Raw genomic sequence first — 26,693 nt, 5'->3', positions numbered from 1 at the left:
ATGGTGCGGTGTGCTTGGCTCCAACGCGGGGCCATATCGCGATCACCTTGGTTCTCTCGAAGAATCATATTGAAGGAATTTGTTATGGGAAAAACTGGATCCTACCATCCAGACCTCGTGCCCTCGCTGCCAATCGAATACGACGATCTCAGCACTGGCCTCAAGGTCGGGGCCATCGCATTGCCTGTGGCCAGCGGCCTCGCCAGCCTTCTGGGCTACGGGCTCGGTCATGTGCTGTTTCATGATCACTCATCCAACGATCCGGTCGTTCAGCCTCAGCCAAGCGATAATCCTTGGGCTCATTGATCCAGATCGGGCGTTTTGCGAGGGTGCGGCCGCGCAGCACGCACCAGAAGAGGTGCTGTGGCACAAGCGAGTCCCGCATCGGCAGCAGGCACCTGCTCATTCTTCCTAAAAGCGGTTCCCAGACTTGCATCTGATACACTAAAGTCGCCTCTAAGATGTGCGGGCGTGAGCTGCTCGCCCCCAAGGAGGAAGAAGACTCGATGCTGGGTTTGATGCAGGACTGGCCGCTGCTGATCCACCGCATTCTGGATCATGCGAGCCGCTACCACGGCACAAGCGAAATCGTCTCGCGGACCGTGGAAGGTCCCATCCATCGCTACACCTATGTCGAGTGCGCGCGCCGGTCGCGGGCACTCGCGGATGTGGCGCAAAAGAAGCTGGGGCTGAAGGCCGGCGACATCATCGCGACCATGGCGTGGAACGGCTATCGCCACATGGAGATCTGGTACGGGCTCATGGGGCTCGGGGCGGTGGTGCATACGCTGAACCCCCGGCTGTTTGCCGATCAGCTCGAATATATCGTCAATCACGCCGAAGATCAGTATCTATTCCTAGACTTAACCTTCGTCGAGCAGATGGAGGCTCTGCAGGAGAAGATCCCGACGGTCAAAGGCTTCATCATCCTGACCGACCGGGCAAACATGCCGGCGACCAAGCTGCGCAACGCTCTCTGCTATGAGGAGCTGATTGCCGAGGGCGATGCAGGCTTTGTCTGGCCGAAGCTCGATGAGCAGAGCGCCTGCGGCATCTGCTATACTTCGGGCACGACCGGAAACCCGAAGGGCGTGGTCTATTCCCAGCGCTCGCATGTTCTCCATGCGATGGCGCTGTGCGCAGCGGATGCCATGGCGATCAGCTCGCGCGACACGGTCATGCCGGTGGTACCGATGTTCCATGCCAATGCCTGGTCGCTCATCTTCTCAGGGCCCATGGCGGGCTCAAAGCTGGTGCTTCCTGGGCCTAAGATGGATGGTGCCTCGATCTATGAGCTCCTGGATAGCGAGCGCGTCACGTTCACGGCCGGCGTTCCGACCGTCTGGCTCATGCTGCTGCAGCATCTCGAGAAACACCCGGAGCTCAAGCTGCCCTATCTCGAACGGGCGCTGATCGGCGGCTCGGCTTGCCCGGAAGCGATGATGGTCGCCTTCGAGAAGAAATACGACACGCGCGTGGTGCATGCCTGGGGCATGACGGAGATGAGCCCGATCGGCTCGCTCGCCAATCGGTCCGGCGCCACTGCCAATTTCGGGCATGAGCAGTGGTGGCCGCTGCAACTCAAGCAGGGGCGGCCCTATTTCGGCGTCGAGATGGAGATCAAGGACGACCACGGCAAGGTTCTGCCCAATGACGGGAAGACCTTCGGGCACCTGGTCGTGCGGGGGCCGGCGGTTGCGCGCGCCTATTACAAGGGTGAGGGTGGGCAGATCCTGGACAAAGACGGCTATTTCGACACGGGCGACGTTGCCACGCTCGATCAATGGGGCTTCATGCAGATCACCGACCGGGCCAAGGATGTGATCAAGTCGGGCGGTGAGTGGATCTCCTCAATCGATCTCGAGAATGCGGCCATGGGGCATCCGGCGGTGGCGGAAGCGGCAGTGATTGGCGTGCCTCATCCCAAATGGGACGAGCGGCCCTTGCTGATCGTGGTGAAAAAGCCGGAGATGGCCGTTCAGAAGGAGGAGATCCTCGATTTCCTCAAGGACAAGGTCGTGAAGTGGTGGCTGCCGGACGACGTGGTCTTCATCGAGGAGATCCCGCACACCGCGACGGGCAAGATCTCGAAACTTGCCCTTCGGCAGCGCTTTGCTGATTACCGACTGCCGACAGTCCAGGCGGCGGAATAAGAGCGCGGAGCGCTGATCGGTCGGCGCCGATCATTCAGACGGGGCGTCCCGTCGGGGCCGATCGGTCATGCGGGGACATAGTCCGTGTCGAGCGACAGAGGGCCGTTGCCCCTGACCTTGCCCAGGTGGATGAGATGCTCCACATGGGCGAGCGCCGACATGGCGGCTGCGGGATGCAGCTTGGGGTCGACGGAGCTGTAGACCTTCTTCACGACGTCCATCACCTTGCGGTCGCCCGCCTCAATGCGCGACAGGATCGCCTGCTCGCGCATCTGGCGATGGGTGATGAAGGCGCGCACGAAGGGTCGCGGATCCTTCTTGGCCGGCCCGTGCCCCGGCCAGTAGATCTCATCATCGCGGTCGAGCAACAAGCGCAGCGAGGCCATGTAGTCGGCCATATTGCCATCGGGCGGGGCGATCACGCTGGTCGACCAGGCCATCACGTGATCGGCGGAGAACAAAGCATTCTCCTCAAGCAGCGCGAAGGCCATGTGGTTCGAGGTATGGCCGGGGGTGAAGACCGCCTCGAGATGCCAGTCCCTGCCGTCGATCACCTCGCCATGGCGGATTTCCTGATCGGGCTGGAAGTCCGTATCACCCGAGGCATCGAGCTGCACGCTGCCTGAGGCGAGGGCAGCACCATTGCTGCGGCCCGCGCCATGGGGACCGAAGGCAATGGTCGGCGCGCCGGTTGCCGCTGTGAGGCGGGCCGCCAAGGGCGAGTGGTCGCGATGGGTGTGGGTCACCACGATGTGGCTCACGGTGTCGCCATCGAGCGCCCGCATCAGCGCTGCGAAATGCTCGTCATCATCCGGACCCGGATCGATAACCGCGACGGAACCGCGGCCGACAATATAGGTGTTGGTCCCCTTGAACGTGAATGCGCTGGGATTGGGGGCAACCAACCGGCGAATCAAAGGGGATACCTGTAGTGCCTCGCCGGGGGTGAATTCCATCTCACGCTCGAAGGGAATGTCGACCATAGCCGTCTCCTTTGCGCGAGAGGGTTAGCAGCCGCAGATAGATCCGTAAAGCGCCGGGTCAGAGCAGCTTCTCCAGCTCGTGCCGCAGGATCTTGCCTGTGGTCGAGCGCGGGAATTCCGCAAAGGGGATGAAGCGGACCTCCTTCGGGCGCTTATAACCGGCAAGTTCACGCCGGCAGAGCGCGTCGATCTCGGCGGCGGTCAGATCCTCGGTGTGCCGGGCGATAAAGGCGACGGGTATTTCGCCCCAGCGCTCATCACGCTTGCGCACCACCACGGCGTCGGCGACGCGCGCATCCGACAGGAGCACCCGCTCGATCTCGGCGGGGTAGATGTTCTCGCCGCCGGATTTGATCATGTATTTTGCACGATCGACGAAGTCATAGGTGCCGTCCGGGTTCTTCCGGAAAAGGTCACCCATGCGGAACCGGCCATCGGCAAAGTCGCGGGCATTGGTTTCTTCCGCGTTCCAGTAGCCGCTGAAGACGGTGGCGCCGCGGATGGCGATCTCGCCGGGCTCGCCATCGGGCACCGGATGGCCGGCCGGGTCGACCAGCATCACGTCGCAAAGCGAGCTCAGCCGCTTCGAGAGCGATTTCGGCACCTCGCCGGGTGGCAGCACGGCACCGCTCCCGGGCGGCAGGCCCGTTTCGGTGGCGCCGAAACTGTTGAGATAGGGCGCGCGCATGAGGCCGCTCAGCTCGGCAATGAGCTGGAGGGGCACGAGATCGGCCATGGCACCGCAGGCCTTCACGCCCTTCGGTACGGTACCCTCGCGACGCATGATCTCGACGACGGGCTCGATCGAGCCCGGCATCAGTAAGAGCCAGCCGAGCTTATAACGCGCCACCGCATCGACGATGCGGCGCGCATCGAAGCCATCGATGACGATCACCGGCGCCCCCGCCATCAGCGCTGCCAGGGTCTGGTCGGTCGAGCCCATGTGGAATAAGGGCGCCCAAGCGATGAAGCCATCTTCAGAGGTGATGTTGAGATCAATCGCCAAGACGGTCATGCGGGCGATTTCGGCGCGATGACTGATCAGCGCGCCTTTAGGCAGGCCAGTGGTGCCGCTGGTATAAAGGATCACGAGGCCATCTTCGGGATCGACCTCCGGATCACCTGCCGCGGCAATTTCCGCCGGGTCCGGGCTCGTGGCCAAGAGCTGCTCGTATTCCGCATCGATATTGATGACGGGCAGGTTGAGATTGAGGGCTGCAAGGGGCTCAGTATAACGTGCCGAGACCAGTACCAGCTTTGGCTCGACGAGGGTGATGCAGTGGCGAAGCTCGCCGGCCGCCAGGCGCCAATTCTGGCAGGCGATAATCAGGCCGTTGCGGGCGGCCGCCAGCTCGAGCTCTACATATTCCAGCCGGTTCTCGGAGAGGATCGCCACCCGGTCGCCGCGGGTGAGGCCGCGGCTCGCGAGAACGGCGGACAAGCGAAGAACACGGTCATGCAGCTCGCCATAGGTGAGCATTCCGCCGGCATGCTCGATGGCCAGAGCCTGGGGCTGCCGGCGAGCGCGGCTGCGAAAGAGTTCATAGACCGTCAGCCGACCGGCGCGCCAAGTCTTGCCCGCCGTGGTCGTGCTCCATGAGGGCGCTTGCGGCATTGCGTGACCTCCCAGGCGTTTCCTCGAAAATGGCTGCCCACGGCTCTTGTCAGGCCGCTTCCGGCAGGCGAAGGGCTTGGTTGTATTCAGCGATGAGGCGCGCACAGAGTTCGGCAGCGGCCGGAATGTCGTCGATAGCACCGACACCCTGGCCCGCCGACCACAGGGTCTTCCAGGCTCTGGCCTCGCCATCGGTGCCGAAATCGAGCTTGGCGGGGCTTGCCATTGCCTCCTCGTCGATCCCGTGCGCGAGAAGGCTGGGCTTGAGGAAATTGCCATGCACGCCACTAACGGCCGGGGTGTAGACGATGTCGGAGGCGCGGCCGTCGATGATCATTTGCTTGTGGCCCTGTGGGGCGAAGCTCTCTCTGGTCGCGATGAAGCGGGTGCCGAGATAGGCGAGGTCGGCACCGAGCATGCGGGCGGCGGCGACCTGGCGACCGTTCGAGATGCAGCCGCCGAGGATGACGGTGCCATCGAACATGGCGCGCAGCTCGGGGATGAAGGCAAAGGGACTTAGCGTTCCTGCATGCCCGCCGGCGCCCGCACAGACGGCAATCAGGCCGTCAACCCCAGCGGCGACCGCCTTTTCCGCATGCCGGAAGCCGATCACGTCGTGAAAGACCACGCCACCGTAGGAATGCACGGCCTCGACAACCTCATTGGCGGCGCCAAGGGACGTGATGATCAACGGCACCTTGTGCTTCACCGTAAGCTCGAGATCGGCGGCAAGCCGCGGGTTGCTGCGATGGACCACCAGGTTGACGCCGAAAGGGGCTGTCTCGGGGAATTCGGCGAGGCGCTGCTCAATTTCATCGAGCCAGGCAGCGTAGCCTTCGCTGGTGCGCTGGTTCAAGGCGGGAAAGGTGCCGAGGAGGCCCGACCTGCAGGTCTCGACCACCAGGTCGGGGCCCGAGGTCAGGAACATCGGCGCAGCGATGATCGGCGCCTTCAGGCGGCCCTGTAGAGATTGCGGTAGCGGCATCAGGTTCTATCTCCCTGAAATCACATTCTGAACACGCCATAATGGGGGCGGTCGATCTCGGCATTGAGGGCTGCGCTCAAACCAATGCCGAGTGCGTTGCGGGTGTCCACGGGATCGAGAATGCCATCATCCCAGATTTCCGAGGTTGAGTAATAGGCGCTGGATTGGCGGCGGTATTCCTCAAGGATCGGATCGCGGATGGCCGCGATCTCCTCAGGCGTCAAGGTCTGGCCATGGCGCTCGAGCTGGCGGACCTTGATTTCGGCAAGCACATTGGCGGCCTGCTCGGCACCCATGACCGAGATCTGATGCTGAGGCCAGGCGAAGAGGAAGCGCGAGTCGAAGGCGCGACCCGACATGCCGTAATTGCCGGCACCGAAAGATCCGTTCACCATGACCGTGATCTTCGGCACCTCCGATCCGGCCACGGCCATGATCATCTTGGCGCCATCCTTAGTGATGCCGCGATGCTCATAGTCGCGGCCCACCATGTAGCCGGTGATGTTCTGTAGGAAGATCATCGGCACGCGGTGCTGATTGCACAGCTGCATGAAATGGGCGGCCTTCAGGGACGAGTCGTTGAAGAGCACGCCGTTATTGCCGAGAATGCCGACCTGGTAGCCCCAGATATGAGCATAGCCGCAGACGAGCGTGGTGCCGTAAGCGGGCTGATATTCATGGAAGCGGCTGCCATCGACGATGCGCGCAATCACCTCGCGCATGTCGAATTGCACCTTGATGTCGCGGGGAATGATGCCGTAGAGCTCCTCCGGGTCATAATAGGGGGGCTCAGGGGCAATCTGCTCGATCCGCAGCTTATTGGGTCGCGGGAACTGGGCGACGATATCGCGGGCGATGGCGATTGCCTGTTCCTCGGTGTCGGCGGGATAGTCGGCGGTGCCAGAAATGCGGGTGTGGACATCGGCACCGCCCAGCTCATCGACCGTGACCTCTTCGCCGGTCGCCGCCTTCACCAGCGGCGGGCCGCCAAGGAAAATCGCCCCGGTGCGGCGGACAATGACGTTATATTCGCTCAGAGCCGGGATATAGGCGCCGCCCGCCGTGCAATGGCCGAGCACGATCGCGACCTGCGGGATGCCGCGCTTCGACAGGATCGCCTGATTGCGGAACAGGCGTCCGGCCAGGTATTTGTCCGCGAAAAGGTCCGCCTGCAGGGGCAGAAAGCCGCCTGCGCTGTCGCAGAGATGAACGACGGGCAGCCGGTTCTCGATGGCGATATCGAGCGCCCGCACCATCTTTTTGATGGTCAGCGGATACCATGCGCCACCCTTCACGCTTGCATCGTCGGCGTGGATCATGACCTCGCGGCCGGCAACGATGCCGATGCCGGTGACATTGCCGGCGCCCGGGACCTCGCCGTCATAGGACATGTTGGCGGCAAGGGTTGAAAGCTCGAGAAAGGGCGTATCCGGATCAAGCAGCAGGTCGAGGCGCTCGCGCACGAACAGCTTGTTCTGGCGCTTCAGCCGGTCGAAGTCACGGGTTGGCCGCTCGAAGCGCGCCTTCTGCTGGCGCGCACGGAAATCGGCCACGAGCCCGCGATTATGGGCCATATTGGCCCGGAACTCCTCAGACGAGGTATCGATACGCGATTCAATGCGCATGGGAAATCAGGCTCCTGTCGCGGGCGCGAGGGTGACCAGGGGGGCAGACCGGTCGAAGGTTCGCCCCGCGCTCACGTGAACGATCTCCACGATGCCATCGCGGGGGGCCTTGATCGCCGTTTCGAGCTTCATGCTCTCGATCACCACCAGGGTCTCGCCGCGCGCAACCTGCTGGCCGGCCTCCACCGAGACGGAAATCACCGTGCCCGGCATGGGGGCCGTGATGATGTCGTCGGCGGATGCGCCGGACTGGGCGGCATAGCGGGCGATGGAGTCTAACCACTGCAGGCTGCGGGTCACGCCATCGACATGGATGTGCACGATGTCGCCATCGACGGCGATGAGCGCGGAGGTCTCGACACCATCGACCGTGAGATGGTCACGACCACGGTTGTTGGGGGCCAGGGCCACAGAAAAGCGCTCATCACCCAGCGCCATGCGATAGCCACTCGCGTCGCGGCCAAGCCAGAGCGCATAGTCGGCATCATCGAGAACAAAGACGTGCTTCATCAATTTCTCCAGGCGCCCATGGCCGCTTGCAGTTCGGGAATTGCGTCTGCCGCATCGCGCACCGGGCGGACCGAGAGCGCTGCCGCCGCGAGCAGACGGTGCAAGGTTGCCTCGGGCAGGGGCGCTGGCTCGGCAAGCGCGGGATTGGCATCGAGGAAGCCGGTGTGGACATTGCCTTCCCGAAAGGCCGGGTCGGCGTTCAGCCGGTGCAGGAACTCGACATTGGTCTCGCAGCCCAGCAGGGCGAACTCAGCCAAGGCCTTGTCAGCCCGGGCCAGCGCCTGGCCCCGGTCGGCACCATAAATGATGAGCTTGGCCAGCATCGGATCAAAGGCCGAGGTGACCGCCTGGCCCTCGCGGATGCCACTATCGATGCGAATGCCTTCACCCTCGGGCATGGCAAGGCGCAGGACCTTGCCCGTGGTCGGGGTGAAGCCACGGGCGGGGCTTTCCGCATAGATGCGATATTCGATGGCATGGCCACGGGCTGTGATCTCTTCCTGGGTAAATGGCAAGGGATTGCCGGCCGCCACCCGCAACTGCTCGGCCACGAGGTCGACGCCCGTGATCATTTCGGTGACGGGATGCTCGACCTGCAGGCGGGTGTTCATTTCAAGGAAGAAGAACTCGCCATTACCATAGATGAACTCGACCGTGCCGGCATTGCGGTAGCCCGCCGCTCGGGCGATGCCGGCGGCGGTTTCGCAGATCTTCTGGCGCAGCTCGGCCGTTAGCGCAGGTGAGGGGGTTTCCTCGACAATCTTCTGGAAGCGGCGCTGAACCGAGCATTCGCGCTCGAAGAGGTGCACGACATGGCCGTGGGCATCCCCCAAAACCTGCACCTCGATGTGGCGCGGGTTCTCCACGTAGCGCTCGACGTAAAGCCTGCCATCGCCGAAATAGCGCTGGCCCTCGCTGCGGGCGCGCTCGATCTCCTCATCGAGCAGATCGAGATCGCGGACGATGCGCATGCCTTTGCCACCGCCACCGGCTGAGGGCTTGATCAGAAGCGGGGCGCCTACGGCCCGGGCGCGCTTGGTGAAGCTGCGGGGGTCATCATCCTCGATGGCGGAAGGCGCAACGGGAAAGCCGTGCTTCTCGACAAAGGCGCGGGCGCGGATCTTATCGCCCATCAGCTCGATCGCATCAGGAGTGGGGCCGACAAAGACCAGATCGGCGGAGGCGACCGCCCTAGCAAAGCCGGCATTCTCCGAAAGAAAGCCATAGCCGGGATGAATGGCTTCAGCGCCGGTCCTGCGGGCAGCCTCAATGATCTGGTCGCCATCGAGGTAAGCTGAGACGGGTGTTGCGCCGGAGATCTCGACCGCGTGGTCGGCGAGGCTTACGGCCGGGCTTGCCCGATCGGCGGCGTGGTAGACCACAACACTTTCGATGCCGAGCTTACGCAGAGTGCTCGCAATGCGAACCGCGATCTCGCCGCGATTGGCGATGAGGACACGGTTGAAGGGCTTTGTCATCGGAATACTCGGTTCTGGGGTTTGCGGCACCACGCCGGAGGTGGCCTATCCGGCGTGGTCCGGTTCGACTTAGTCGTTGGGCGAATATTCGGTGAAATCGACCAGCGTCTTGAACTTCTGGCTGGCCGGATCGAGCTGATAGATCTTCACCGCGGTTCCGGAGAGCTGCTTCTCATTGTCGAAGCTGATCGGGGCAGTGAGGCCGCCCGTGTCGAAGTCCTTGATCTTGCGCAGCTGCTCGATGGTACAGGCGCGGGTCAATTCCTTGCCGCAGCCCTCCATGGCTTTGGCGAGGACCTTGAGGCCGACATAGGTGATGTAGGAATAGCGATTGATCGCCTCGACCTCGCCGGTGCTCAAGTGCTTCTCGGCGAGCTTGTGGAAGGCGTCGGTCGCCGCATCATTGAGGGCGACGTAATCGGCGACCAGATAGGGATAGCCCGCGGGAGCGGCGAGCTTGACGGAGGGCGGCATGTCCTCGCTCCACACGGAGGCCACCTGCAGATCCATGCCGAGCTTGCGTGCCTCGCCCAGGATATTGGCAGCGCCGGCGATGATGCCGCCATTGGCGAGCACATTGACGCCGGCGGCCCGCATCTGCACAACCTCGGCTGAGAAGTTGGTGGTGCCGCGCTTAAATTTCAGGCGGATACCATCCTTGAGGCCGAGCTCCTTGATGGCGCGGTCATAGCCCCCTTCAACGGTGACACCGAAGTCATCATCCTGACGGATGAGGCCATAAACGGCATTCTCCGGCTCCAACTTCTCATGGATGTATTTGAGCTGGCCGAAAAAGGCATCCTGGTAGCGGGCGCCGATGGTGAAGACCGAAGGCCGCACTGGTTTGTAGGCAAGCTCCGTGGGCGTCGTGGTCACGACAGTCGGCAGGTTGTTCTCCTCGATCAGCGGCAGCATGGCGAGGATATTGGCGGTGCCGGAGGTGCCGTTGAGAGCGAAGATGCCGTCAACTTCAATGAGCTTCTTCAAGGCCTGGAAAGAGCGGGCGGGCACATATCCGTCATCCTCGGTGGCGACGACGATCTTGCGGCCGTTGATGCCGCCAGCTTCGTTGATTTCGGCGGCGGCAAGCTTGGAGCCAACGGAAACCGCCCGGCCGATGAAGGAGGCGGGGCCGGTCAGGATGTTCACGTCACCGATTTTGATCTCAGTGTCGGTCACACCGGGATCCTGAGCGTGGGCGGTCGACGCCATCAAAAGGGCCAAGAGCCCCAACCCCACAGATTTCATGCGCATTCTGTTTCCTCCCAATTCGCGCCCGGTTCAGGCAGTTCTTGTGTCAGTAGGCGAGCGGCCAGTTGCTCCAGTAACGGCGGATATCTCTCCAGAAGCCGATGAGACCATCAGGCTTGAAGCGAAGAAACGCGACGATCACGACGCCATAGGCGATGCCCCTGATCTCGTAGACATAGGACGTGTAGGTGGTGGAGGAGGGATCGCCGAAGGTTGCAAAGGCGATGCGGATCACCTCCGGCAGGAGCGAGAGGAAAATCGCCCCCAAGATCGCGCCCGCAATCGAGCCCAAACCGCCGAGGATGATCATCGCCAATGCCTCGATCGACAGGATGAGGCCGAAGACGTCGATATTCACGAAGCGGATGTGAAGCGCCATGAGCGCGCCGCCGATCCCCACCAGGAAGGACGAGATCATGAAGGCGAGCAGCTTGTAGCGGACGAGATCGATGCCCATGACCCTGGCTGCGATGTCATGATCGCGGATGGCCATCCAGGCGCGGCCGATGCGGGTGCGCGAAAGATTCAGCGCGACGAGCACCACGGCGATGGTGATGGCCAAGGCGAAATAATAGAAGGGGCGATCGCTCGAGAGATCAAAGCCAAAGGCGGAAACCTTGGGCAGGAACACGCCGTTGGGCCCATGGGTGATGTCCTCGGCATAGAGGATCACGTGGGTGACGATGAAGGCGAAGGCGAGGGTGGTGATCGCGAGATAAAGCCCCTTGAGCCGCAAGGAGGGGATGCCAACGAGGAGGCTAATGAGGGCCGAGACCACACCGGCTGCCGGAATGCTCGCCCAAAGGGGCCAGCCATGATCAGCCAGAAGAAGCGCATTTGTATAGGCGCCGATGGCGAGGAAGCCAGACTGGCCAATGGAGATGAGGCCGGTGGTACCGACAAGCAGGTTCAAGCCGACAGCGCCAATAACGGCGATCATGGCGCCCGATGCGAGGGATAGCGAATAGTTGCCGACGAAAAGTGGCAGGCCGATCAGCGCGGCGATGAGGACTGCCACCCAGGCCCAGGTGACGGTGCTGTCGCTCAGGGCCACCAGCTCGGCATAGCTCTCTTTGAAATGACCGGTGCGCATGGCTCAGACCCTCTCGATTTCCCGCTCGCCGAACAGGCCATATGGCTTGATCATCAGCACCAGCACGATGACCACGAAGCCGGCGATCTCACGCAGGCCCTGGCCGAGATAACCTTGCGCCATGTTCTCGATGACACCGATGACCAGGCCGCCAATCGCGGCGCCGATCACACTGTCGAGGCCGCCGAGGATGACGGCGGGGAAGGATTTCAGGCCCTGGAACCATAGATCGGGCCCGAGTTTGAAATTGGCGGCAAAGAGGATGCCGGCGACGGCGGCTATGGCGGATGAGAGCGACCAGGCCAATGCATGAATGCGGGCAACGCCGATGCCCATGAGCATGGCTGCCTTCTCATTGGCGGCAACGGCGCGCATGGCAATGCCCATGCGGCTGCGGTGGAGGAAGAACCAAGCGGCCGCCACCAGCACGGCCAGTGCACCGAGGGCATAAAGCTGGGCCGGATAGAAGGGGATATTGCCGATGAAGACGACATCGCTTGGAAGCCCCGCCGGGAAGTCGAACGGGTCGGGGCCCCAAATCATGATGGTGACGCCGCGGATGATAACGGCCAAGCCGATGGTCACCATGACGATGGAGAAGATCGGCTCGCCCAGCATCGGACGGATGAAAATCCGCTCGAGCAGGAGGCCCAGCACCATGGCGATGGGCACGGTGACCGCCACCAGGGGAAAGAAGGAGAGGTTGAGGCTCGCGGCAATGGAGAAGGCGATATAGGCGGTGAGCATCACCAGCTCGCCCTGGGCGAAATTCACAACGCCCGTGGCCTTGTAGATCAGGGCAAAGCCCATCGCGATCATGCCATAGGCGGCGCCCGAGACGAGGCCGGTGGCGAGCAGCAGCAGGAAGAAGTCCATTAGGCCGCACTCCCGTAGATCGCGACGATCTCTTCGCGGAATTTCTGCTCGATCACCCGGCGGCGCACCTTCATGGTTGCAGTCAGTTCGCCATCGTCATGGTCGAGCTCCTTGGCGAGCAGCACGAATTTCCGGATGTTCTCGACGCGGGCGAAACGGGCATTGACCTTGTCGACCTCGCCCTGGATCAAGTCTTTCACCTGCGGGTTCTCAGCGAGGGTGCGATAGGTGGTGTAGGCAATGCCCCGGGACTGGGCCCATTGGCCGACCGTCTCGTAATCGATCTGGATCAGGGCCGAGACGAAGTGACGGCCATCGCCGAGCAGGATCGCCTCGCGGATATAGAGGCTGTCCTTGAGGGCGTTCTCTATGAGCGAGGGGGTGATGTTCTTGCCGCCGGAGGTGATGAGGATGTCCTTCTTGCGGTCGATGACACGCAATTCGCCATTATCCTCAAGTTCGGTCACATCACCCGTGTGGAGCCAGCCATTCTCCAGCGCCCGGGCGGTGGCGACGTCATCGAACAGATAGCCCTTGAAGACGGAGGGGCCGCGCAACAGCAATTCGCCATCGGTGGCAACCTGCTGCTCGAGGCCATCGATCAGAAGGCCAGAGCAGCCGCTGCGGGTGAAGCCGGGGCGCTGCATATGGCTGACACCGCCCGTCTCGGTCATGCCGTAGATCTGATAGACGGGAACGCCGAGCGTCCAGAAGAAGAGCAGCACTTCGGGCGAGACGGTCGCCCCGCCGCAAAAGCCGCAGCGCAGGCGATCAAGCCCCACGAAGCGCTGCAGGGCGCGGAAGCAGGCGAGGTAGAGGAGCCGATAGATCAGCTGGTCGCGGGGGCTGGCAAATGCGCCGCCATTGGCCTGCCGGCGCTCGGCAATCGGGCGGCCAAGGCGCATGGCCGTGTCGAACACGCGCCGCTGCAGCGGGGTTGTGTCCTTCACCCGGAAGAGGATGCGCTGCTGCATCTTCTCCCAGATGCGCGGCACACCGAGGAAGCCGAGCGGTGCGATCTCGCGCAGGTTCTCAACCACGGTATCGACGGATTCGGCGAAATTGACCGGCGCCCCGGAGAGAAGGTGCATGCAGAGGGAGAATGAGCGCTCGGCCACATGGCAAAGCGGGAGATAGCAGACCACCGAATAGGTTTCGGCGGAAAGCCCCGCCGTCTCCACGACGCGCGCTGCCGAATAGAGCATGTTGCGGTGGGAGAGCATCGCGCCCTTCGGCATGCCGGTGGTGCCGGAGGTATAGACGATGATCGCGGTGTCATCGGGCTTGCCGGCAGCGAGCAGCGCATCGACGGCGGCGCCGTGGGCTGCTTGCGATTTCTGCCCAAGCGCGAGCAGGTCGGCGAAGGACATGAGATTGCTGCGGTCGTAGCTCCGCAGGCCGCGCATGTCGACGCAGATCAGCTTTTCGAGATCGGGCAGGCCGCCTTCGTGGCGGCTCGCGTCGATCACCTTGTCCGCTTGCTCCTGATCGCCGCAGACCACCAGCCTTACCCGGGCATGGCGCATGATATATTGCAGCTCCGGCCAGGGATTGGTGGGATAGATGCCAAGGCCCGCACCGCCCAGCATCTGGGCTGCGAGATCGGCATAATACCATTCCGGCGTGTTCTCGCTGGCAATCGCCAGGCGGTCGCCGGGACGGAAGCCGAGGGCATAGAGGCCAAGCGCCGTCATCCGCACATTGCGGAAATAGTCAGCCCAGGTGGTGCGCCGCCAAATGCCACGCACCTTCTCGCGCAGGGCAAGCTCTGAAGGATGGGCCTTGGCACGCGCCGCCAAAACCTGCGGCAGGGTGAGCTTTTCCAGCTGCTTGAGATCCAGCGGGTTCATGCTGCCGACCTCCGCCCGAGATAGGCATCCACCACCACGGGATTTGCCGAGACTTCGGCAGGAGTGCCTTCAGCAATCTTCTCGCCATAGTTCATCACGAACACCCGGTCGGAGATGTCCATCACGATGCCCATGTCGTGCTCGACCATCAGCACGGTGACCCCAAGCTCCTCCTTCAAATCGAGAATGAGCCGGGCGATATCTTCACGTTCCTCCTGGTTCATGCCGGAGACCATCTCATCTAGCAGCAGGAGCCGTGGATTGACCGCAAGCGCGCGGCCAAGCTCAACCCGCTTCTGCATGCCATAGGACAAGGTGCCAACGGGCAGGTCGCGGATATCTTCGATCTCCAGAAATTCGATGATCTCCTCGACCCTTTCGCGGGCCTTGATCTCTTCCCTGCGCGCCCGGCCGAAGAAGATGGCGGCAGAGAAGGGGTCGGTGCGGAGATGGGCATGCATGCCGACCAGCAGATTGTTCACCACCGTCTCATGCTTGAAGACGGCGAGGTTCTGGAAGGTGCGGGCAATGCCGCGCTTGGCCAGGGTATAGGTGGGCGCCTTGGTGATGTCCTTGCCATCAAAGACAACGTGGCCGGAGGTGGGGCGCAGCACGGCACTGATCAGGTTGAAAAGGGTGGTCTTGCCCGCTCCGTTGGGGCCGATGAGCGAACAGATCGTGCCACGGGGCACGGCGAAGCTCACGTCGGATACAGCGCGCAGGCCGCCGAAGGTTTTGGTCAGGCCAGCACCCTCCAGCAATGGCGCTGTGGTCGGCTTTGCGGGGGCCATCGGCTCCGGGGCCGGAGAAGGGGCGAGCGCGGCATTGGACATGCGCGTCATGACAGCCACCTCTTGCGGCGCTTATAGTGCTTGACCTCGCGCATGGACTTGCGCTGGCCGGAGGCGGCGAAGCCCAGATAAAATTCCTGCACGTCGGCGTTGCTGCGCAGCTTCTCCGCGGGGCCATCGAGCACGATGCGGCCGTTCTCCATGATGTAGCCGTAGCTTGCGACGCTCAGGGCAAGCTGAGCGTTCTGTTCGACCAGCAGGACGGTGAGGCCATGCTCGCGATTGAGCCGGATGATGGTCTCGAAGATGCCGTCGATGACCTGAGGGGCAAGCCCGAGGCTGGGCTCATCCAGCATGAGAATACGGGGCTTGGCCATGAGCGCGCGCCCCACGGCGACCATCTGCTGCTCGCCACCTGAGAGATAGCCGGCAATTTGCGTACGCCGCTCCTTGACGCGGGGAAAGAGGGTGTAGACCTGCTCCAATGATTCCGCGTTGTGGGCAGCATTGCGGGTATAGCCGCCCATCAGGAGGTTTTCCTCGACGGTCAGAGTTGGAAACAGGGCGCGCCCCTCCGGCACCTGCAAGAGGCCTGCGCGCACGATCTGGTCAGCTGTGCGACCGGCAATGCTGGCACCCTCAAAGAGGATGCTGCCGCCAACGATCTCTCCTTCCTCGCGATCGAGGATGCCGGAGATCGCCTTGAGAACGGTCGACTTGCCGGCGCCGTTGGAGCCGAGCAGGGCGATGATGGCGCCCTGCTGGACATTCAAGGAAACATCGCGGACCGCCTCTATTGCGCGATCATATAGGACCTGGATGTTGGTCAGGGACAGGACGGTGCTCATCCGGAGCTCCTCCCCGCGATCTGCTCGAAACGGTCGGCGAGGCGCTCCAGCCTGGCGCTCGTTTCGGCCAGGCGATCTCCGACCGCATCGGCTGCAATGCCGCGGAACACCACAAGGCAGAGCTGATCGGCCACAGCATCTGGATCGAGCTCACCTAGGCCGCAGACATATTTCCAGGTGTGATGCTCGATGGCGCCGTAAATGAGATCGCGCACGAGACCCAAGGAGAGGTCATGCTTGATGTCACCCCGGGCAAGCCCTTCGCGCAGGATGGCGATGACGAAATGTGTGTAGCGGCGGTTGAGGTCCTGGATGGTTGAGCGATCATAATCACCGCCCGTGCGCACCTCGCGGAAGAACACGCGGCAGAGAGCCGGATTGGCTGCAATGAAGGCCAGATGGCGCCAGATGACATAGCGCAACCGGTTTTCGGTTCCCTGGATGCCAGACAGATGCTCCTCGTAATTGGCGAGCATGCCCTCATACCAGCGGCTCAGCACCTGCAGCATGAGATCGCGCTTGTTGTTGAAGTATTTGTAAATGGTGCCTTCGACGACGCCAGCGCGCGCGGCAATCTCGGCCATGGAGGCATTCTCATAACCTTGTTCGCCAAAGACCGCGCTCGCAGCGGCCAGAATGTCGCGTTCGCGCCGCTCGCGCGGCAAACGGTTGACGATGCGGCGGGCCTGCGGGCTCATGCCAGGACCTCGCCGACATAGGGTGAGTTCTGCAGCGGGCCGCCCGACGCGAGCCATGCGGCGGGAACGGGGACCGGGATATCGAGCAGCATCTGGGCGAAAGCCTTGCCCTGCGGATCATGGCGCAGGGAGGCAATTCCGCCACCATCCAGCGCGTTGTGCAGGAGAAAGTTGAAGCCACCAAGGCCGGGAAGGGGGAAGCGTTCGACCGGCCCTTCGAGAATATGGGCGAAATAGTCGGCGACCGCGCGGGGTGTGACCGCCTCGGCGATCACGGCCAAAAATTCGGGCCGCCGCGCGAGGATGCCGATATTGGCAAAGTCGCCCTTATCACCGCTGCGGCCATAGGCCAGGGCGATGAGCGGAAGGGTGACCCGCGGGCCTTCCGGAACAGAGGGCGGAGCCGGGCTGAGAAGGTCAGGTGTAATCTCTGGGTTGGCGTCCTCGTTGGGAATGAAGGTGCTGACCAATTGCTCCTCGCCGTTCACGACGATGGTGGGATTGAGCCAGCTCTTATCCACCAGGCAGGAATAGAGCCGCACCACTGGCGATACCTTGGGCCGGCCGGCGGCAAAGCCGGTGATGCCCTGGGCCATGGCGGTGGCGCTGGGCAGGAATTCCCGGGAGAAGATCTCGCAAGCCGCCTTGTCGTCGTGGTGAACTGCCGCCTTGAGGATGACCTCGCGCGAGCGGGCAGCGCGTGCATGGGGGCCATAGGTGTCTTCGGCGCCCAGCACCTCGACGGACACGCGGCGGAAATCTTGGAGCCCACGCGCGTTCATCAGCCGCCGGCTGCGCTTGAGGATCGCCTCCGCGGTGCGCCGGGCCTTCAAGGCTGCATCGCGGCCGCCGATCATCAGGGTGCCGACTGCTTTGAAGCCGTCGGGTGCGGTGATGCTGGCCTTGTAATGGCGGGTAGGCGCTCGGCCGCGCGCGCCGGTGACCTCAACCCGGTCAGGGCCAACCTGGGTCAGCCGCACATCGCGCCAGTCCGCCACCACATCGGGCAGGATATAGGCCGCGGGATCGCCGATCTCGTAGACAATCTGCTCTGAGACTGTTTCCGGTGTCACCTTGCCGCCAGTGCCGGAGGGCTTGGTAACGATAAAGCTGCCGTCGGACCTACATTCGACGATCGGGAGGCCCATATCGTCCCAGCCCTCGACATCCTGCCAGTCCGTGGCAAGGCCGCCGGTTGCTTGCGCGCCGCATTCGACGATATGGCCGGCGAGGCTGCCCATGGACAGGCGGTCATAGTCGCTAGGCTGCCAGCCGAAGGCATGGATCATGGGTCCCAGCACCAGAGCGCTGTCGGCGCAGCGCCCGGTGATCACCACGTCGGCACCCTCGGCAAGGGCCGCCGCGATCGGGAAGGCGCCGAGATAGGCATTGGCGCTCCACGGCTTGGCCGGCAGCGGCGCCCCGCTGAACATTTCGGTGACGCCTTCCTCGCGCAGCCGCTCCATGAGCGGGCTGACATCATCGCCGAGCACCACACCGATCTTGAGCGACACGCCGCTTGCCGCGAGTTTTGCGGCGAGGGCATCGCGGCAACCGAGCGGATTGACCCCACCCGCATTGACCACCACGCGGATGCGGCGCTCGGCAAGTTCGGGCCCGAGCGCGCCAATCGCCTGGACGAAATCCGGAACGAAGCCGCCCGCCGGGTCCTTGGCCCGGGCGCGCGCCAAAAGCGACATGGTGATCTCGGCGAGGTAGTCCACCACCAGCACGTCGATCTGACCGGAGCGGACGAGTTGCGCCGGACCTTCCCCGGTATCGCCCCAGAAGCCACCGCCGCAGCCGATTCGCAGCATTTTGTCGCCCATGGCGCTCATGTCACCGCCCCGTCCAGTTGGGCTGACGTTTCTCCTGGAAAGCGCGCATGCCTTCGCGGGCATCCTCGGTGCGCGCCATCATGGGCAGCATCAATTGCGCGAATTCGAGTGCCTCACGGATGCTCATGTCCTGCATGGCATGAAAGCCCATCTTGCCCAGGCGAATGGCGGTGGGGGAGCGCCCGGCAATGCGTGTGATGAGTTCGTCGGTGGCCTGATCAAGCTCACCGGCAGGCACCACCTTATTGACGAGGCCTGCTTCGAGCGCTTCGGCGGCGGTGAGCGCGTCCCCCGTGATGCACAGCTCCATCAGCCGGCGGCGTGAGAGAGTGCGCATGAGATAGGGCAGGATCATCATCGGGAAGAGCCCGATCTTTGATTCGGGCGTGCCGAACGTGGCATGGTCAGCCGCTATGGCAAGATCGCAGGCACAGAGGAGCCCGAGGCCGCCAGCCAAGGCATGGCCGTTCACCCGTGCGATGATCGGGAGGCTGCAATCCTCGACCAGCTTGAAGAGATCAACGACGTAATTGCGGGGATTGGCGGGGTCCACGACGAAGGGAATACCCTCAGCGGTGGGGTTGAGATCGCCGCCTGCGCAGAATGCCTTGTCGCCCGCGCCCGTGAGAACGATCGCGCGCACATCATCCATGCCTTGCGCCTCGGTGATGCCGCCACCGATGGCACGGATCACGGCTTCGTTGATGGCATTGCGCCGCTCCGGCCGGTTGATCGTGATCCATAGCGCGGGACCGCGGCGCTCCATGAGAACGGGATCGGACATTTTCATCACATGCTGATCGACAGGTTGTTCAGAAAGATGAATTGAATTCATCAAAACGGGATGACGTAGAGTCCTAGGCTCCCGCTCCGGAGGAGGAGATGTGAGGACTCGCGGCCCGTTAATCCCTATGACGGTATGACGTCGGCCTTGGTGAAGGCGATCTAACGCGAAGTTGCTCTCAGCTTTCCGGGCTCCTGCATGTTTCCTCCACTCTCGGCCGCTTTGCGACTCTCATTTCCCCGTGGACCCGCGCGTTGACTTCGGACCGGGGATGCGGTTAAGTGAGTGAGCCTCATTAACGGGCATCCGCTGGCGGGTGTCAATGCCAAAATGAAAAGCCGGCACAGCAATGACCGGCGGGAAGTTCGGGTGGAGATGACGGAAGCGCGACAATTTGGATTGAGCGATGAAGAGCTTGCCGCCTATCAGCCGGTCTTCAGAAGCGATCTGTTCGTCGGCCAAAGGGTCCTGGTCACAGGGGGCGGTTCGGGCTTGGGCAAGGCCACGGCCTGGTTGTTTGGCCGCCTCGGTGCCGAGATCATCATTGCGGGCCGCAAACCTGAGCGGCTTGATGCCGCTGCGACACCGATGCGGGCAGCAGGCCTCAAGGTTCAAACCCGTGCGCTGAACATTCGCGACCGGGACTCCATCGACTCCCTGTTCGCTGGGGCAAAGGGAGGATCGGGGCTGCCGACGATCCTCATCAACAATGCGGGCGGGCAGTTCCCGCAGGCCGCCATCGACTATTCCGCCAAGGGCTGGAACGCCGTCATCGATACCAATCTCAATGGTACCTGGGCGATGATGCAGGTGGCGGCCCAGTGCTGGCGGGATGCGGGCATTCCGGGCTCGATCGTCAACATTGTCACGGTGGTCGACCGCGGCATGCCAGGGGTCGCGCATACCTGCGCCGCCCGAGCCGGCGTGATCGGTCTCACGCGATCCGTGGCCGTGGAGTGGATCCCGTATGGCATACGCGTGAATTGCGTGGCCCCCGGTGCCATCATGACCGAGGGGCACGTGGTCTATTCAGATGAGGCGCGCGAGAGCTATAAGCGGTCGAACCCGATGATGCGCTTCGGGGATGCCTTCGATGTCGCCGAAGCCTGCGCCTATCTTGCAGGGCCTTCGGGCAAGTTCATCACGGGCGAAACGCTCACCGTTGATGGCGGCGGCCGCCTATGGGGAGAGTTCTGGGCGATCCCGAAGCCCGACTATTTCAAATAGGCCGGACGGCTGAACCAGGTATCCACTTTGCTCGAAAATGCTCGTCCTTTGCTTGGTCGCATTTTCCTCGCGCGAAGCGGTATCCACTTCGTTCGAAAATGCTCCTAGCGGTGGATAAGCCGGGTAGCGGAGAAGGGCAGGGAGCGGATCCTGATGCCGGTCGCTGCAAAAATCGCATTGGCGATGGCTGGCGCAACGGTCGGCACTCCAGCTTCACCGACGCCGGTCGGGCTTGCGTCAGAGGGAACAATATAGATGTCGACGGGCGGCATTTCGCTCATGCGCAGAGGCCGAATGTCGCCCATGGTCCGCTGCACCACCCGACCGTCTTCAAGCGTGATGCCGCCGCGCAGAGCGGCATTGAGCCCGAAGCCCACCCCGCCTTCGATCTGAGCGCGGACAATCTCGGGATTGATCACTAATCCGCAATCGACGGCGCAGGTGATCCGGGTCACCCGAAACACCGTTTCCATGGGGAATTCGACATCGGCAACCGTGGCTACGTAAGTCCCTCTGGTGCGATGGAGGGCAATGCCACGATAGCGGCCATTTCGGACGGGTCCATCCCATCCGGAGCGGGCTGCTGCCAGATCAAGTACCCGAAGATAGCGGGGATCACGCCCCAGAATGCGGCGGCGATAGGCGACAGGATCCTCGTGAATCGTGAAAGCAAGGTCGTCGATGAAGGTTTCTATGACGTAAGCGCAGTGGCCGTGCGCGCCAGAACGGATCGGCAAGACTGGAATTGGCGACTTGGCCTCGCGGAATTCCAGGCGAAAGTCCGGGACAGCATAGGGGAGCTCGGCGCAGGCCTTGAAGTTCTCTCGCCAGCGTTCCGCCGCGCTCGCTCCTTCGGACAGTGGCAGGTCGTCAACAGTCTGGCCGACGACACGATGGTGCCAGGCCTGAATGGAGCCGTCGCGTTCAAGTGCGGCGACAACCCGATGAAGATACATGGGATGATAATAGCCGCCGCGAATATCGTCCTCTCTGGTCCAGAACACTTTCAGGGGCTGCGTCAGTCCCAAGGTGCGGACGATCTGGGCTGCTTCCACCGCCACATGAGCATCGCGCGCGGCGCGGCGGCCGAAGGATCCGCCAGCGTAAACGGTCGTGATCTCGACCTTGCTTTCGGGAATCGCAAGTTCCCGCGCGACATGTTTTCGGTCGGCCCCGGGTAATTGTGAGGCGACCCAGAGCCTGGCGCTGCCATCGCGAACGTGCAGCACGGCGTCCGTGGTCTCCATGGGTCCATGATGCAGGAACGGGAAATGAAAATCCGCCTGGATGGTCATTGGGGCACCCCGGGTGCGGGAGTGCACGTCGCCCTCGTTGTAGATGGTCATTCCACCATCCTCGAGGAGCTTTAGGTACTGAGTGGCGAGTTCGGACGTGCTGCGCGTTTCGGCCTCACTGTCATCCCATACGACATTAAGAAGCCTGCGAGCCTTTATTGCCGCCCAGCTGTTGCGCGCAACAATGGCAACGCCCGAGGATAGGCGAAGGACGTGCAGAACTCCCTTCACCAGACGGGCACGACGGTCATCGTAATGGAGCAGGTTTGCCCCGAACTGGGGCGGCCGGACAATCGTCGCGACAAGCATATCGTCGAGCTGGATGTCGGCTGCATAAATTGGGGCGCCACTCGTCTTCGCCTGAGCGTCGAGCCGGGGAAAGCGCCTGCCGATGTAGCAGTAATGTGCCGAACGCTTCAGCTCCACCGCGACCGGCAGTTCGAGATTGCTTGCTGTGGTTGCAAGCTCGCCAAAGCTGAAGGACCGGCCGTCCGGCGCGCGTAGCCTGCCATCGCTCACCGCGATATAAGCACGCGGGATCTTCCACGTCCGAGCCGCTGCGGAAATCAGGAGAGAGCGCGCAATCGCGCCGGCGTGGCGATATTGGAGATAGGAGTTGCCCAATGAGGTCGAGGCCAGGGTGGCCTGCGTACCGCCTAGGCGAAGATTGCCGTAGAGATTGGGGTCGACCGGCGCGAACTGGGTTCTGAGCTGCGCGCGAGCTGCATCCATCTCCTCAGCAACCAAAGTTGCAAGTGCGGTCTCAATGCCCTGACCCATTTCGAGGTGTTTGACGATGACCGTGATGCGGTCATCGGGCGACAGCGCAACAAAAGGGCTGGGATGCAGCAGGATACGGTCTCCCTGCGCAGGCGAGCGGCTCGCCACCGGCACCCAGCCGCCAATCAGGAGCCCGCCACTCCCACCTGCAGCCATCCGCAAAAAGGCACGCCGGTCATATGATTGGGCGGCCGACATCGCCTTATCCCGTTCGGACACGCCTGTCGCTCATCGCTCAATGATCGTGGAGGCGTAATGAACGGCGCGGCGAATCCCGAGATAGGCCGTGCACCGACAAATATTGCCATCGAAGGCGAGATCGATCTGTTGGTCGCTCGGTTCACTCACCCGCGACAGGAGCGCGACTGCCGTCAGGATTTGTCCGCTCTGACAATAGCCGCATTCCGCGTTATCGATTTCGCGCCAGGCACGAAGAACACCTGACGCTACGGGGCCGGTCAGTCCCTCGATGGTGATGACCTCGGCATTGCCGAGCCGAGCGATCCGCAAAAGGCATGAGCGACGGGGCTGGCCTGCGACCAGAACGGTGCATGCTCCGCAGTCGCCAGTACCACATCCATATTTCGCGCCAACCAGGCCGAGCTCTTCGCGCAAAACCCAGAGCAGGGGCGTATCGGGCTCGACCTCAAGACTATGAACGGTTCCGTTCAGGTGTAATGTAAAACGCATGTACCACCCGGAGTTCGCACCTCCAGAGGGTAGCGCTCAGCCCGCTTGCGGAGCGCAGCGTCAAGTCCTCTACCCCGGAGATGCAATGCACCTGTTTGGATATAAGGACTCACTATACAACTTTTAAGGATCTAATCGAGAGGTTTCCTCGATTTCAATCCCGAAACCAGTTAGCCCGATATAATGGCGGGAGGAGGTGGCCAGCAGATTGATCGAGGTGACACCGAGATCTCTGAGGATCTGGGCGCCAAGGCCGATATCGCGCCAAGCCTGCTCGCGGGCGGCATCACTGTCCGTTTGGCCGTCGGCCTGCTCGCGGCGGTAGACCGCTGCGGGAACGCCGGCTGCCCCTTCGCGCAAATAGACCAGAACACCCCGTCCTTCGCGGCGAAACCGGTCATAGACGGAGGTCAGCACTTCGCGCTGGCCGAAGATATCATCGAGCACGTCCTCGCGATGGAGGCGGGTTGGAACGCCGCGAACGCCAGAGACGTCCCCGAAGATCACAGCGAGATGCTGGACTGCATCGAAGGGCGTCGAATAAGCAATCGCCCGCGCCGGACCAATGGGGGTATCGAGGGTCAGGTCGGCCGTGCGCTCGACCAGGCGCTCGCGGGCCTGCCGATAGGCGATGAGATCGTTGACCGATATGATCTTCAGGCCATGCTGGCGGGCGAAGCGCAGCACATCGGGTCCACGCTTCACGGTGCCATCGTCATTGACCAGCTCGGCGATGACGCCGACCGGCGGCAATCCTGCCAGACGCGCGAGATCGACCGCCGCCTCGGTATGGCCAGAACGCATGAGCACGCCGCCGCTCTTGGCAATCAGCGGGAAAATGTGGCCGGGGCGAACAAAGTCATCAGCGCCGACATTGCCATTGGCAAGCGCGCGGACGGTGTTGCAGCGCTCCTCAGCGGAAATGCCTGTGGTGAGGCCCGGCCGGTAATCCACCGAGACGGTGAAGGCGGTGCCCATCGGGGCATCATTGTGAGAGACCATGGGATCAAGCCTGAGCCGGCGGGCTTCCTCCGCCGTCAGCGGGGCGCAGACGATGCCGCTGGTATGGCGGATCATGAAGGCGATCTGTTCGGCGGTCGCGCGGGATGCGGCCATAATCAGATCGCCTTCATTCTCACGGTCGGCATCATCCACCACGACGACCATCTCGCCGGCCTTGACCGCTTCGACCGCCTGGTCGACGGGGTCGAGGGTCATGTTGTCCTCGGTCATTCAGTCCAAATCCTGCACAAACAAGAAGAGCGGGGCGTCACGCCCGCCCCGCTCCTTAACGCGCCCTTCGCCGGTGGGCAAGATCAGCTGGCTTTGCTGTAGAGCTCCTCGACATATTCCCAATTGATGAGATTGTCGACGAATGCCTCCAGATATTTCGGCCGGGCATTTCGATAGTCGATGTAATAGGAGTGTTCCCAGACATCGACGCCAAGGATCGGTGTTGCGCCCTGGACCAGCGGGTTCTCGCCATTCGGGGTCTTCATGATCTCGAGCTTGCCATTCTTCACAGCAAGCCAGGCCCAGCCTGAGCCAAACTGGGTGGCACCCGCGTTGAGGAAATCGGCGCGGAACTTGTCATAGCCGCCGAGATCGCTGTCGACCGCCTTCTGCAGCGCGCCGGGAAGGCTCTTGCCGCCGCCGCCCTTCTTCATCCACTTCCAGAAGTGGATGTGGTTGTAGTGCTGGCCGGCATTGTTAAAGAGGCCCTGATTCTTGCCGTAGGACTCTTTGACGATCTCCTCCAGGGACTTGCCTTCGAGGCCCGAACCCTGAAGCAGCTTGTTGCCGTTATCCACATAAGCCTGGTGGTGCTTGTCGTGGTGAAACTCCAGCGTCTCTGCGGACATGTAGGGGGCAAGAGCATCATATGCGTAAGGCAATGGGGGGAGTTCAAAAGCCATGGGACAAGCCTCCTCAGTCAGAATTATCATGGGCGGAGAACGCCCGGTCAGCGCCCGCCCTTGAGACCGGGAGCGACACTAGCGCATAAATCGGAGCAATGGGAATATCCGTCGGATGATAAGCGATCATCCGGTTGCGAAAGCCTCCCGTGCAGCCGATGTCGCCGACGATTGGTCATCATCTGGCCTCAGTCCTGCGAATGCTCAAGAACGGGGCAGGTTGCATTTCATGGACGCAGGGGTAATGCGACAAACAGGTTTTTGCCTGGCTTTCATGGTTGCAATGGCCTCGATGGTCCCCATGGCGCTTGGCAGCGATGCGCAAGAGCGGCCGGCGGTGGCGCAGGCTAGCCAGAAGCGGCCGATGGTGGTGCATGCAAGCAATGACGCTGCCGAGGCCAGGATCGCGATCGCACGGGAGGCATCGGTCGCGCCGGCCTTGCTCAGCCGTTTGCACCGGGAGGCCGAGCAGCTCGCCAATAAGTTCGTCGAGGATGCCGCAGCAGAACAGCGCGAGCTGCGGCGAACGGATCCGGCCATTGAGCCACCAACCTTCTCGCTGACAGTCGAGCACCGGCCGCGATTTGTGTCACGGGATCTCGTAAGCCTGCTGGTCGTCTCCGAAATCTTCACAGGCGGCGCGCATGGGAACTTGGTGTTCGAGGGCATCACCTATGACATCCGGCGCAAGCGCTTTGTCGCCACTCAGGATATTCTGAGCGGCGGGGGAGGATGGAAGGAGAACGAGGCGCGGCTCAAAGTGATCGCGAGGAATAAGCTGCGCGCGAAAAAGCGCGAGCGGCTCGGTGGAGACTACGATGCAGCGCGCGATGATATCTGGCTTGAGGATCTGGCGCTGCCCGTCGAAGCGATGACCCTATTGCCTTCCACCGAACGAGGGAAAGCCGGTGGTATCGAATTTCATTTCGCTCCCTATCTCGCAGGACCCTATGCGGAGGGGCCATACCGGATCGAGATTTCGAGCCGTGAGCTCGAACCGATGCTGGCGCGGGAATGGCGCGATGTATTTGCGAGCGAGCCGATTGTGCTCTCGCATGTCAGCAGTGCCGAAGGGAGCAAGGCTGCCTTCGTTCTGATTGCTGCGCCTCAACCGGACAGTGTGGTGCGTCCGCCCGTTGAACTCTCGGGAGAAGCGCCGGACTATTTCTTCGAGGGCGACGCGATCAGGGCGGTGATCAGCCAGCTTAATGGCCAAGTCCTCTCGGAGGGCAGGCTACAGGCCGACCGACAGAGGCGGCCGAGCGGGATGGCGCTCGACATGGTGCCGTTCTCAGGCAGGCTGGCGGTGCCTCACGGGGAGGGGCCGGTGCTCATCAAACTCGGAAATGGCGACAGTGTCGCGTTCTCGGTGACGATCAGCCGGAAATAGAGGTGGTGAGGTCGGGG

The 26,693-nt window shown here is 62.5% G+C and carries 23 protein-coding genes; 4 read left to right on the top strand and 19 right to left on the bottom strand.

Annotated features, from left to right (window positions below):
- Positions 1 to 84: 84 nt before the first annotated feature.
- Complete coding sequence (locus RCF49_RS05075) at positions 85 to 306, top strand: hypothetical protein (RefSeq protein ID WP_342642956.1); 222 nt, start codon at positions 85 to 87, stop codon at positions 304 to 306.
- A 200-nt stretch (positions 307 to 506) separates the two neighbouring features.
- Positions 507 to 2,153 (top strand): long-chain-fatty-acid--CoA ligase, encoded by a 1,647-nt coding sequence (locus RCF49_RS05070; RefSeq protein ID WP_342642955.1) that lies wholly within the window; start codon positions 507 to 509, stop codon positions 2,151 to 2,153.
- Positions 2,154 to 2,218: 65 nt separating this feature from the next.
- Here the strand turns inward: RCF49_RS05070 and RCF49_RS05065 are convergent, their stop codons facing one another.
- The 15 genes from RCF49_RS05065 to RCF49_RS04995 all read right to left on the bottom strand — a co-directional run bounded on the left by RCF49_RS05065 (position 2,219) and on the right by RCF49_RS04995 (position 19,378).
- The gene (locus RCF49_RS05065) at positions 2,219 to 3,136 is read right to left on the bottom strand and encodes an MBL fold metallo-hydrolase (RefSeq protein WP_342642954.1); all 918 of its coding nucleotides are present in this window, start codon (positions 3,134 to 3,136) and stop codon (positions 2,219 to 2,221) included.
- A gap of 58 nt (positions 3,137 to 3,194) precedes the next feature.
- Complete coding sequence (locus RCF49_RS05060) at positions 3,195 to 4,751, bottom strand: class I adenylate-forming enzyme family protein (RefSeq protein ID WP_342642953.1); 1,557 nt, start codon at positions 4,749 to 4,751, stop codon at positions 3,195 to 3,197.
- A 49-nt stretch (positions 4,752 to 4,800) separates the two neighbouring features.
- Positions 4,801 to 5,736, bottom strand: coding sequence for an NAD(P)H-dependent flavin oxidoreductase (locus RCF49_RS05055; protein WP_342642952.1), 936 nt, complete (start codon positions 5,734 to 5,736; stop codon positions 4,801 to 4,803).
- A 20-nt stretch (positions 5,737 to 5,756) separates the two neighbouring features.
- Entirely contained in the window at positions 5,757 to 7,361 is a 1,605-nt protein-coding gene (locus RCF49_RS05050; RefSeq protein WP_342642951.1) for an acyl-CoA carboxylase subunit beta, read from the bottom strand.
- Positions 7,362 to 7,367: 6 nt separating this feature from the next.
- On the bottom strand, positions 7,368 to 7,871 hold the full coding sequence (locus RCF49_RS05045; RefSeq protein ID WP_342642950.1) for an acetyl-CoA carboxylase biotin carboxyl carrier protein subunit: 504 nt from the start codon (positions 7,869 to 7,871) through the stop codon (positions 7,368 to 7,370).
- Positions 7,871 to 9,349, bottom strand: a complete 1,479-nt coding sequence (locus tag RCF49_RS05040; protein WP_342642949.1) for an acetyl-CoA carboxylase biotin carboxylase subunit — start codon at positions 9,347 to 9,349, stop codon at positions 7,871 to 7,873. The genes RCF49_RS05045 and RCF49_RS05040 overlap by 1 nt, the downstream gene beginning before the upstream one ends.
- A 69-nt stretch (positions 9,350 to 9,418) precedes the next feature.
- Positions 9,419 to 10,603: an ABC transporter substrate-binding protein gene (locus RCF49_RS05035; protein ID WP_342642948.1), complete on the bottom strand. Its 1,185-nt coding sequence runs from the start codon at positions 10,601 to 10,603 to the stop codon at positions 9,419 to 9,421.
- Positions 10,604 to 10,646: 43 nt separating this feature from the next.
- Positions 10,647 to 11,693 (bottom strand): branched-chain amino acid ABC transporter permease, encoded by a 1,047-nt coding sequence (locus RCF49_RS05030; protein ID WP_342642947.1) that lies wholly within the window; start codon positions 11,691 to 11,693, stop codon positions 10,647 to 10,649.
- A gap of 3 nt (positions 11,694 to 11,696) precedes the next feature.
- Positions 11,697 to 12,569: a branched-chain amino acid ABC transporter permease gene (locus RCF49_RS05025; protein ID WP_342642946.1), complete on the bottom strand. Its 873-nt coding sequence runs from the start codon at positions 12,567 to 12,569 to the stop codon at positions 11,697 to 11,699.
- Entirely contained in the window at positions 12,569 to 14,419 is a 1,851-nt protein-coding gene (locus RCF49_RS05020) for an AMP-dependent synthetase/ligase (protein WP_342642945.1), read from the bottom strand. The genes RCF49_RS05025 and RCF49_RS05020 overlap by 1 nt, the downstream gene beginning before the upstream one ends.
- Entirely contained in the window at positions 14,416 to 15,261 is an 846-nt protein-coding gene (locus RCF49_RS05015; protein ID WP_342642944.1) for an ABC transporter ATP-binding protein, read from the bottom strand. The genes RCF49_RS05020 and RCF49_RS05015 overlap by 4 nt, the downstream gene beginning before the upstream one ends.
- The gene (locus RCF49_RS05010; protein WP_342642943.1) at positions 15,258 to 16,058 is read right to left on the bottom strand and encodes an ABC transporter ATP-binding protein; all 801 of its coding nucleotides are present in this window, start codon (positions 16,056 to 16,058) and stop codon (positions 15,258 to 15,260) included. Before RCF49_RS05010 ends, RCF49_RS05015 begins: the two co-directional genes overlap by 4 nt.
- Positions 16,055 to 16,756: a TetR/AcrR family transcriptional regulator gene (locus RCF49_RS05005; protein ID WP_342642942.1), complete on the bottom strand. Its 702-nt coding sequence runs from the start codon at positions 16,754 to 16,756 to the stop codon at positions 16,055 to 16,057. The genes RCF49_RS05010 and RCF49_RS05005 overlap by 4 nt, the downstream gene beginning before the upstream one ends.
- The gene (locus RCF49_RS05000) at positions 16,753 to 18,594 is read right to left on the bottom strand and encodes an acyclic terpene utilization AtuA family protein (protein ID WP_342642941.1); all 1,842 of its coding nucleotides are present in this window, start codon (positions 18,592 to 18,594) and stop codon (positions 16,753 to 16,755) included. The genes RCF49_RS05005 and RCF49_RS05000 overlap by 4 nt, the downstream gene beginning before the upstream one ends.
- Before the next feature lies 1 nt (position 18,595).
- Positions 18,596 to 19,378 carry an enoyl-CoA hydratase-related protein gene (locus RCF49_RS04995; protein WP_342642940.1) on the bottom strand — a complete coding sequence of 261 codons (783 nt, stop codon included), beginning with the start codon at positions 19,376 to 19,378 and terminating at the stop codon, positions 18,596 to 18,598.
- A gap of 285 nt (positions 19,379 to 19,663) precedes the next feature.
- Here RCF49_RS04995 and RCF49_RS04990 point away from each other — a divergent pair, with 285 nt between their 5' ends.
- On the top strand, positions 19,664 to 20,605 hold the full coding sequence (locus tag RCF49_RS04990; protein ID WP_342642939.1) for an SDR family oxidoreductase: 942 nt from the start codon (positions 19,664 to 19,666) through the stop codon (positions 20,603 to 20,605).
- A gap of 104 nt (positions 20,606 to 20,709) precedes the next feature.
- On the opposite strand, the gene RCF49_RS04985 is transcribed toward RCF49_RS04990, so the two are convergent.
- The 4 genes from RCF49_RS04985 to RCF49_RS04970 all read right to left on the bottom strand — a co-directional run bounded on the left by RCF49_RS04985 (position 20,710) and on the right by RCF49_RS04970 (position 25,286).
- Positions 20,710 to 22,899, bottom strand: a complete 2,190-nt coding sequence (locus RCF49_RS04985; RefSeq protein ID WP_342642938.1) for a xanthine dehydrogenase family protein molybdopterin-binding subunit — start codon at positions 22,897 to 22,899, stop codon at positions 20,710 to 20,712.
- A gap of 9 nt (positions 22,900 to 22,908) precedes the next feature.
- Complete coding sequence (locus RCF49_RS04980) at positions 22,909 to 23,370, bottom strand: (2Fe-2S)-binding protein (RefSeq protein WP_342642937.1); 462 nt, start codon at positions 23,368 to 23,370, stop codon at positions 22,909 to 22,911.
- Between the two features lie 123 nt (positions 23,371 to 23,493).
- Entirely contained in the window at positions 23,494 to 24,603 is a 1,110-nt protein-coding gene (ribB, locus tag RCF49_RS04975; RefSeq protein WP_342642936.1) for a 3,4-dihydroxy-2-butanone-4-phosphate synthase, read from the bottom strand.
- Positions 24,604 to 24,686: 83 nt separating this feature from the next.
- A complete protein-coding gene (locus RCF49_RS04970) occupies positions 24,687 to 25,286 on the bottom strand; it encodes a superoxide dismutase (protein WP_342642935.1) in 600 nt (199 codons plus the stop codon).
- Between the two features lie 301 nt (positions 25,287 to 25,587).
- On the opposite strand from RCF49_RS04970, the gene RCF49_RS04965 reads away from it, so the two are divergent.
- Positions 25,588 to 26,676 (top strand): DUF3298 and DUF4163 domain-containing protein, encoded by a 1,089-nt coding sequence (locus tag RCF49_RS04965; protein WP_342642934.1) that lies wholly within the window; start codon positions 25,588 to 25,590, stop codon positions 26,674 to 26,676.
- Positions 26,677 to 26,693: the final 17 nt, after the last annotated feature.

Origin of the sequence: Rhodoligotrophos sp. CJ14 (assembly GCF_038811545.1) — a bacterium.
GTDB lineage: Bacteria > Pseudomonadota > Alphaproteobacteria > Rhizobiales > Im1 > Rhodoligotrophos > Rhodoligotrophos ferricapiens.
Note: the sequence above shows the minus strand (reverse complement) of the source record. Positions and strands in the feature narration are given on the sequence as shown.

Bases quoted from the DNA above. Each gene is read 5' to 3' on its own strand.
- RCF49_RS05040 (WP_342642949.1), bottom strand. From the start codon at position 9,349: ATGACAAAGCCCTTCAACCGTGTCCTCATCGCCAATCGCGGCGAGATC.
- RCF49_RS04980 (WP_342642937.1), bottom strand. From the start codon at position 23,370: ATGCGTTTTACATTACACCTGAACGGAACCGTTCATAGTCTTGAGGTC.
- RCF49_RS05055 (WP_342642952.1), bottom strand. From the start codon at position 5,736: ATGCCGCTACCGCAATCTCTACAGGGCCGCCTGAAGGCGCCGATCATC.
- RCF49_RS05005 (WP_342642942.1), bottom strand. From the start codon at position 16,756: ATGAGCCCGCAGGCCCGCCGCATCGTCAACCGTTTGCCGCGCGAGCGG.
- RCF49_RS05035 (WP_342642948.1), bottom strand. From the start codon at position 10,603: ATGCGCATGAAATCTGTGGGGTTGGGGCTCTTGGCCCTTTTGATGGCG.
- RCF49_RS04995 (WP_342642940.1), bottom strand. From the start codon at position 19,378: ATGTCCGATCCCGTTCTCATGGAGCGCCGCGGTCCCGCGCTATGGATC.
- RCF49_RS05015 (WP_342642944.1), bottom strand. From the start codon at position 15,261: ATGACGCGCATGTCCAATGCCGCGCTCGCCCCTTCTCCGGCCCCGGAG.
- RCF49_RS05060 (WP_342642953.1), bottom strand. From the start codon at position 4,751: ATGCCGCAAGCGCCCTCATGGAGCACGACCACGGCGGGCAAGACTTGG.
- RCF49_RS05045 (WP_342642950.1), bottom strand. From the start codon at position 7,871: ATGAAGCACGTCTTTGTTCTCGATGATGCCGACTATGCGCTCTGGCTT.
- RCF49_RS05050 (WP_342642951.1), bottom strand. From the start codon at position 7,361: ATGCGCATTGAATCGCGTATCGATACCTCGTCTGAGGAGTTCCGGGCC.
- RCF49_RS05030 (WP_342642947.1), bottom strand. From the start codon at position 11,693: ATGCGCACCGGTCATTTCAAAGAGAGCTATGCCGAGCTGGTGGCCCTG.
- RCF49_RS05075 (WP_342642956.1), top strand. From the start codon at position 85: ATGGGAAAAACTGGATCCTACCATCCAGACCTCGTGCCCTCGCTGCCA.
- RCF49_RS04970 (WP_342642935.1), bottom strand. From the start codon at position 25,286: ATGGCTTTTGAACTCCCCCCATTGCCTTACGCATATGATGCTCTTGCC.
- RCF49_RS05020 (WP_342642945.1), bottom strand. From the start codon at position 14,419: ATGAACCCGCTGGATCTCAAGCAGCTGGAAAAGCTCACCCTGCCGCAG.
- RCF49_RS05070 (WP_342642955.1), top strand. From the start codon at position 507: ATGCTGGGTTTGATGCAGGACTGGCCGCTGCTGATCCACCGCATTCTG.
- RCF49_RS05010 (WP_342642943.1), bottom strand. From the start codon at position 16,058: ATGAGCACCGTCCTGTCCCTGACCAACATCCAGGTCCTATATGATCGC.
- ribB (WP_342642936.1), bottom strand. From the start codon at position 24,603: ATGACCGAGGACAACATGACCCTCGACCCCGTCGACCAGGCGGTCGAA.
- RCF49_RS04965 (WP_342642934.1), top strand. From the start codon at position 25,588: ATGGCGCTTGGCAGCGATGCGCAAGAGCGGCCGGCGGTGGCGCAGGCT.
- RCF49_RS05000 (WP_342642941.1), bottom strand. From the start codon at position 18,594: ATGAGCGCCATGGGCGACAAAATGCTGCGAATCGGCTGCGGCGGTGGC.
- RCF49_RS05025 (WP_342642946.1), bottom strand. From the start codon at position 12,569: ATGGACTTCTTCCTGCTGCTGCTCGCCACCGGCCTCGTCTCGGGCGCC.
- RCF49_RS05065 (WP_342642954.1), bottom strand. From the start codon at position 3,136: ATGGTCGACATTCCCTTCGAGCGTGAGATGGAATTCACCCCCGGCGAG.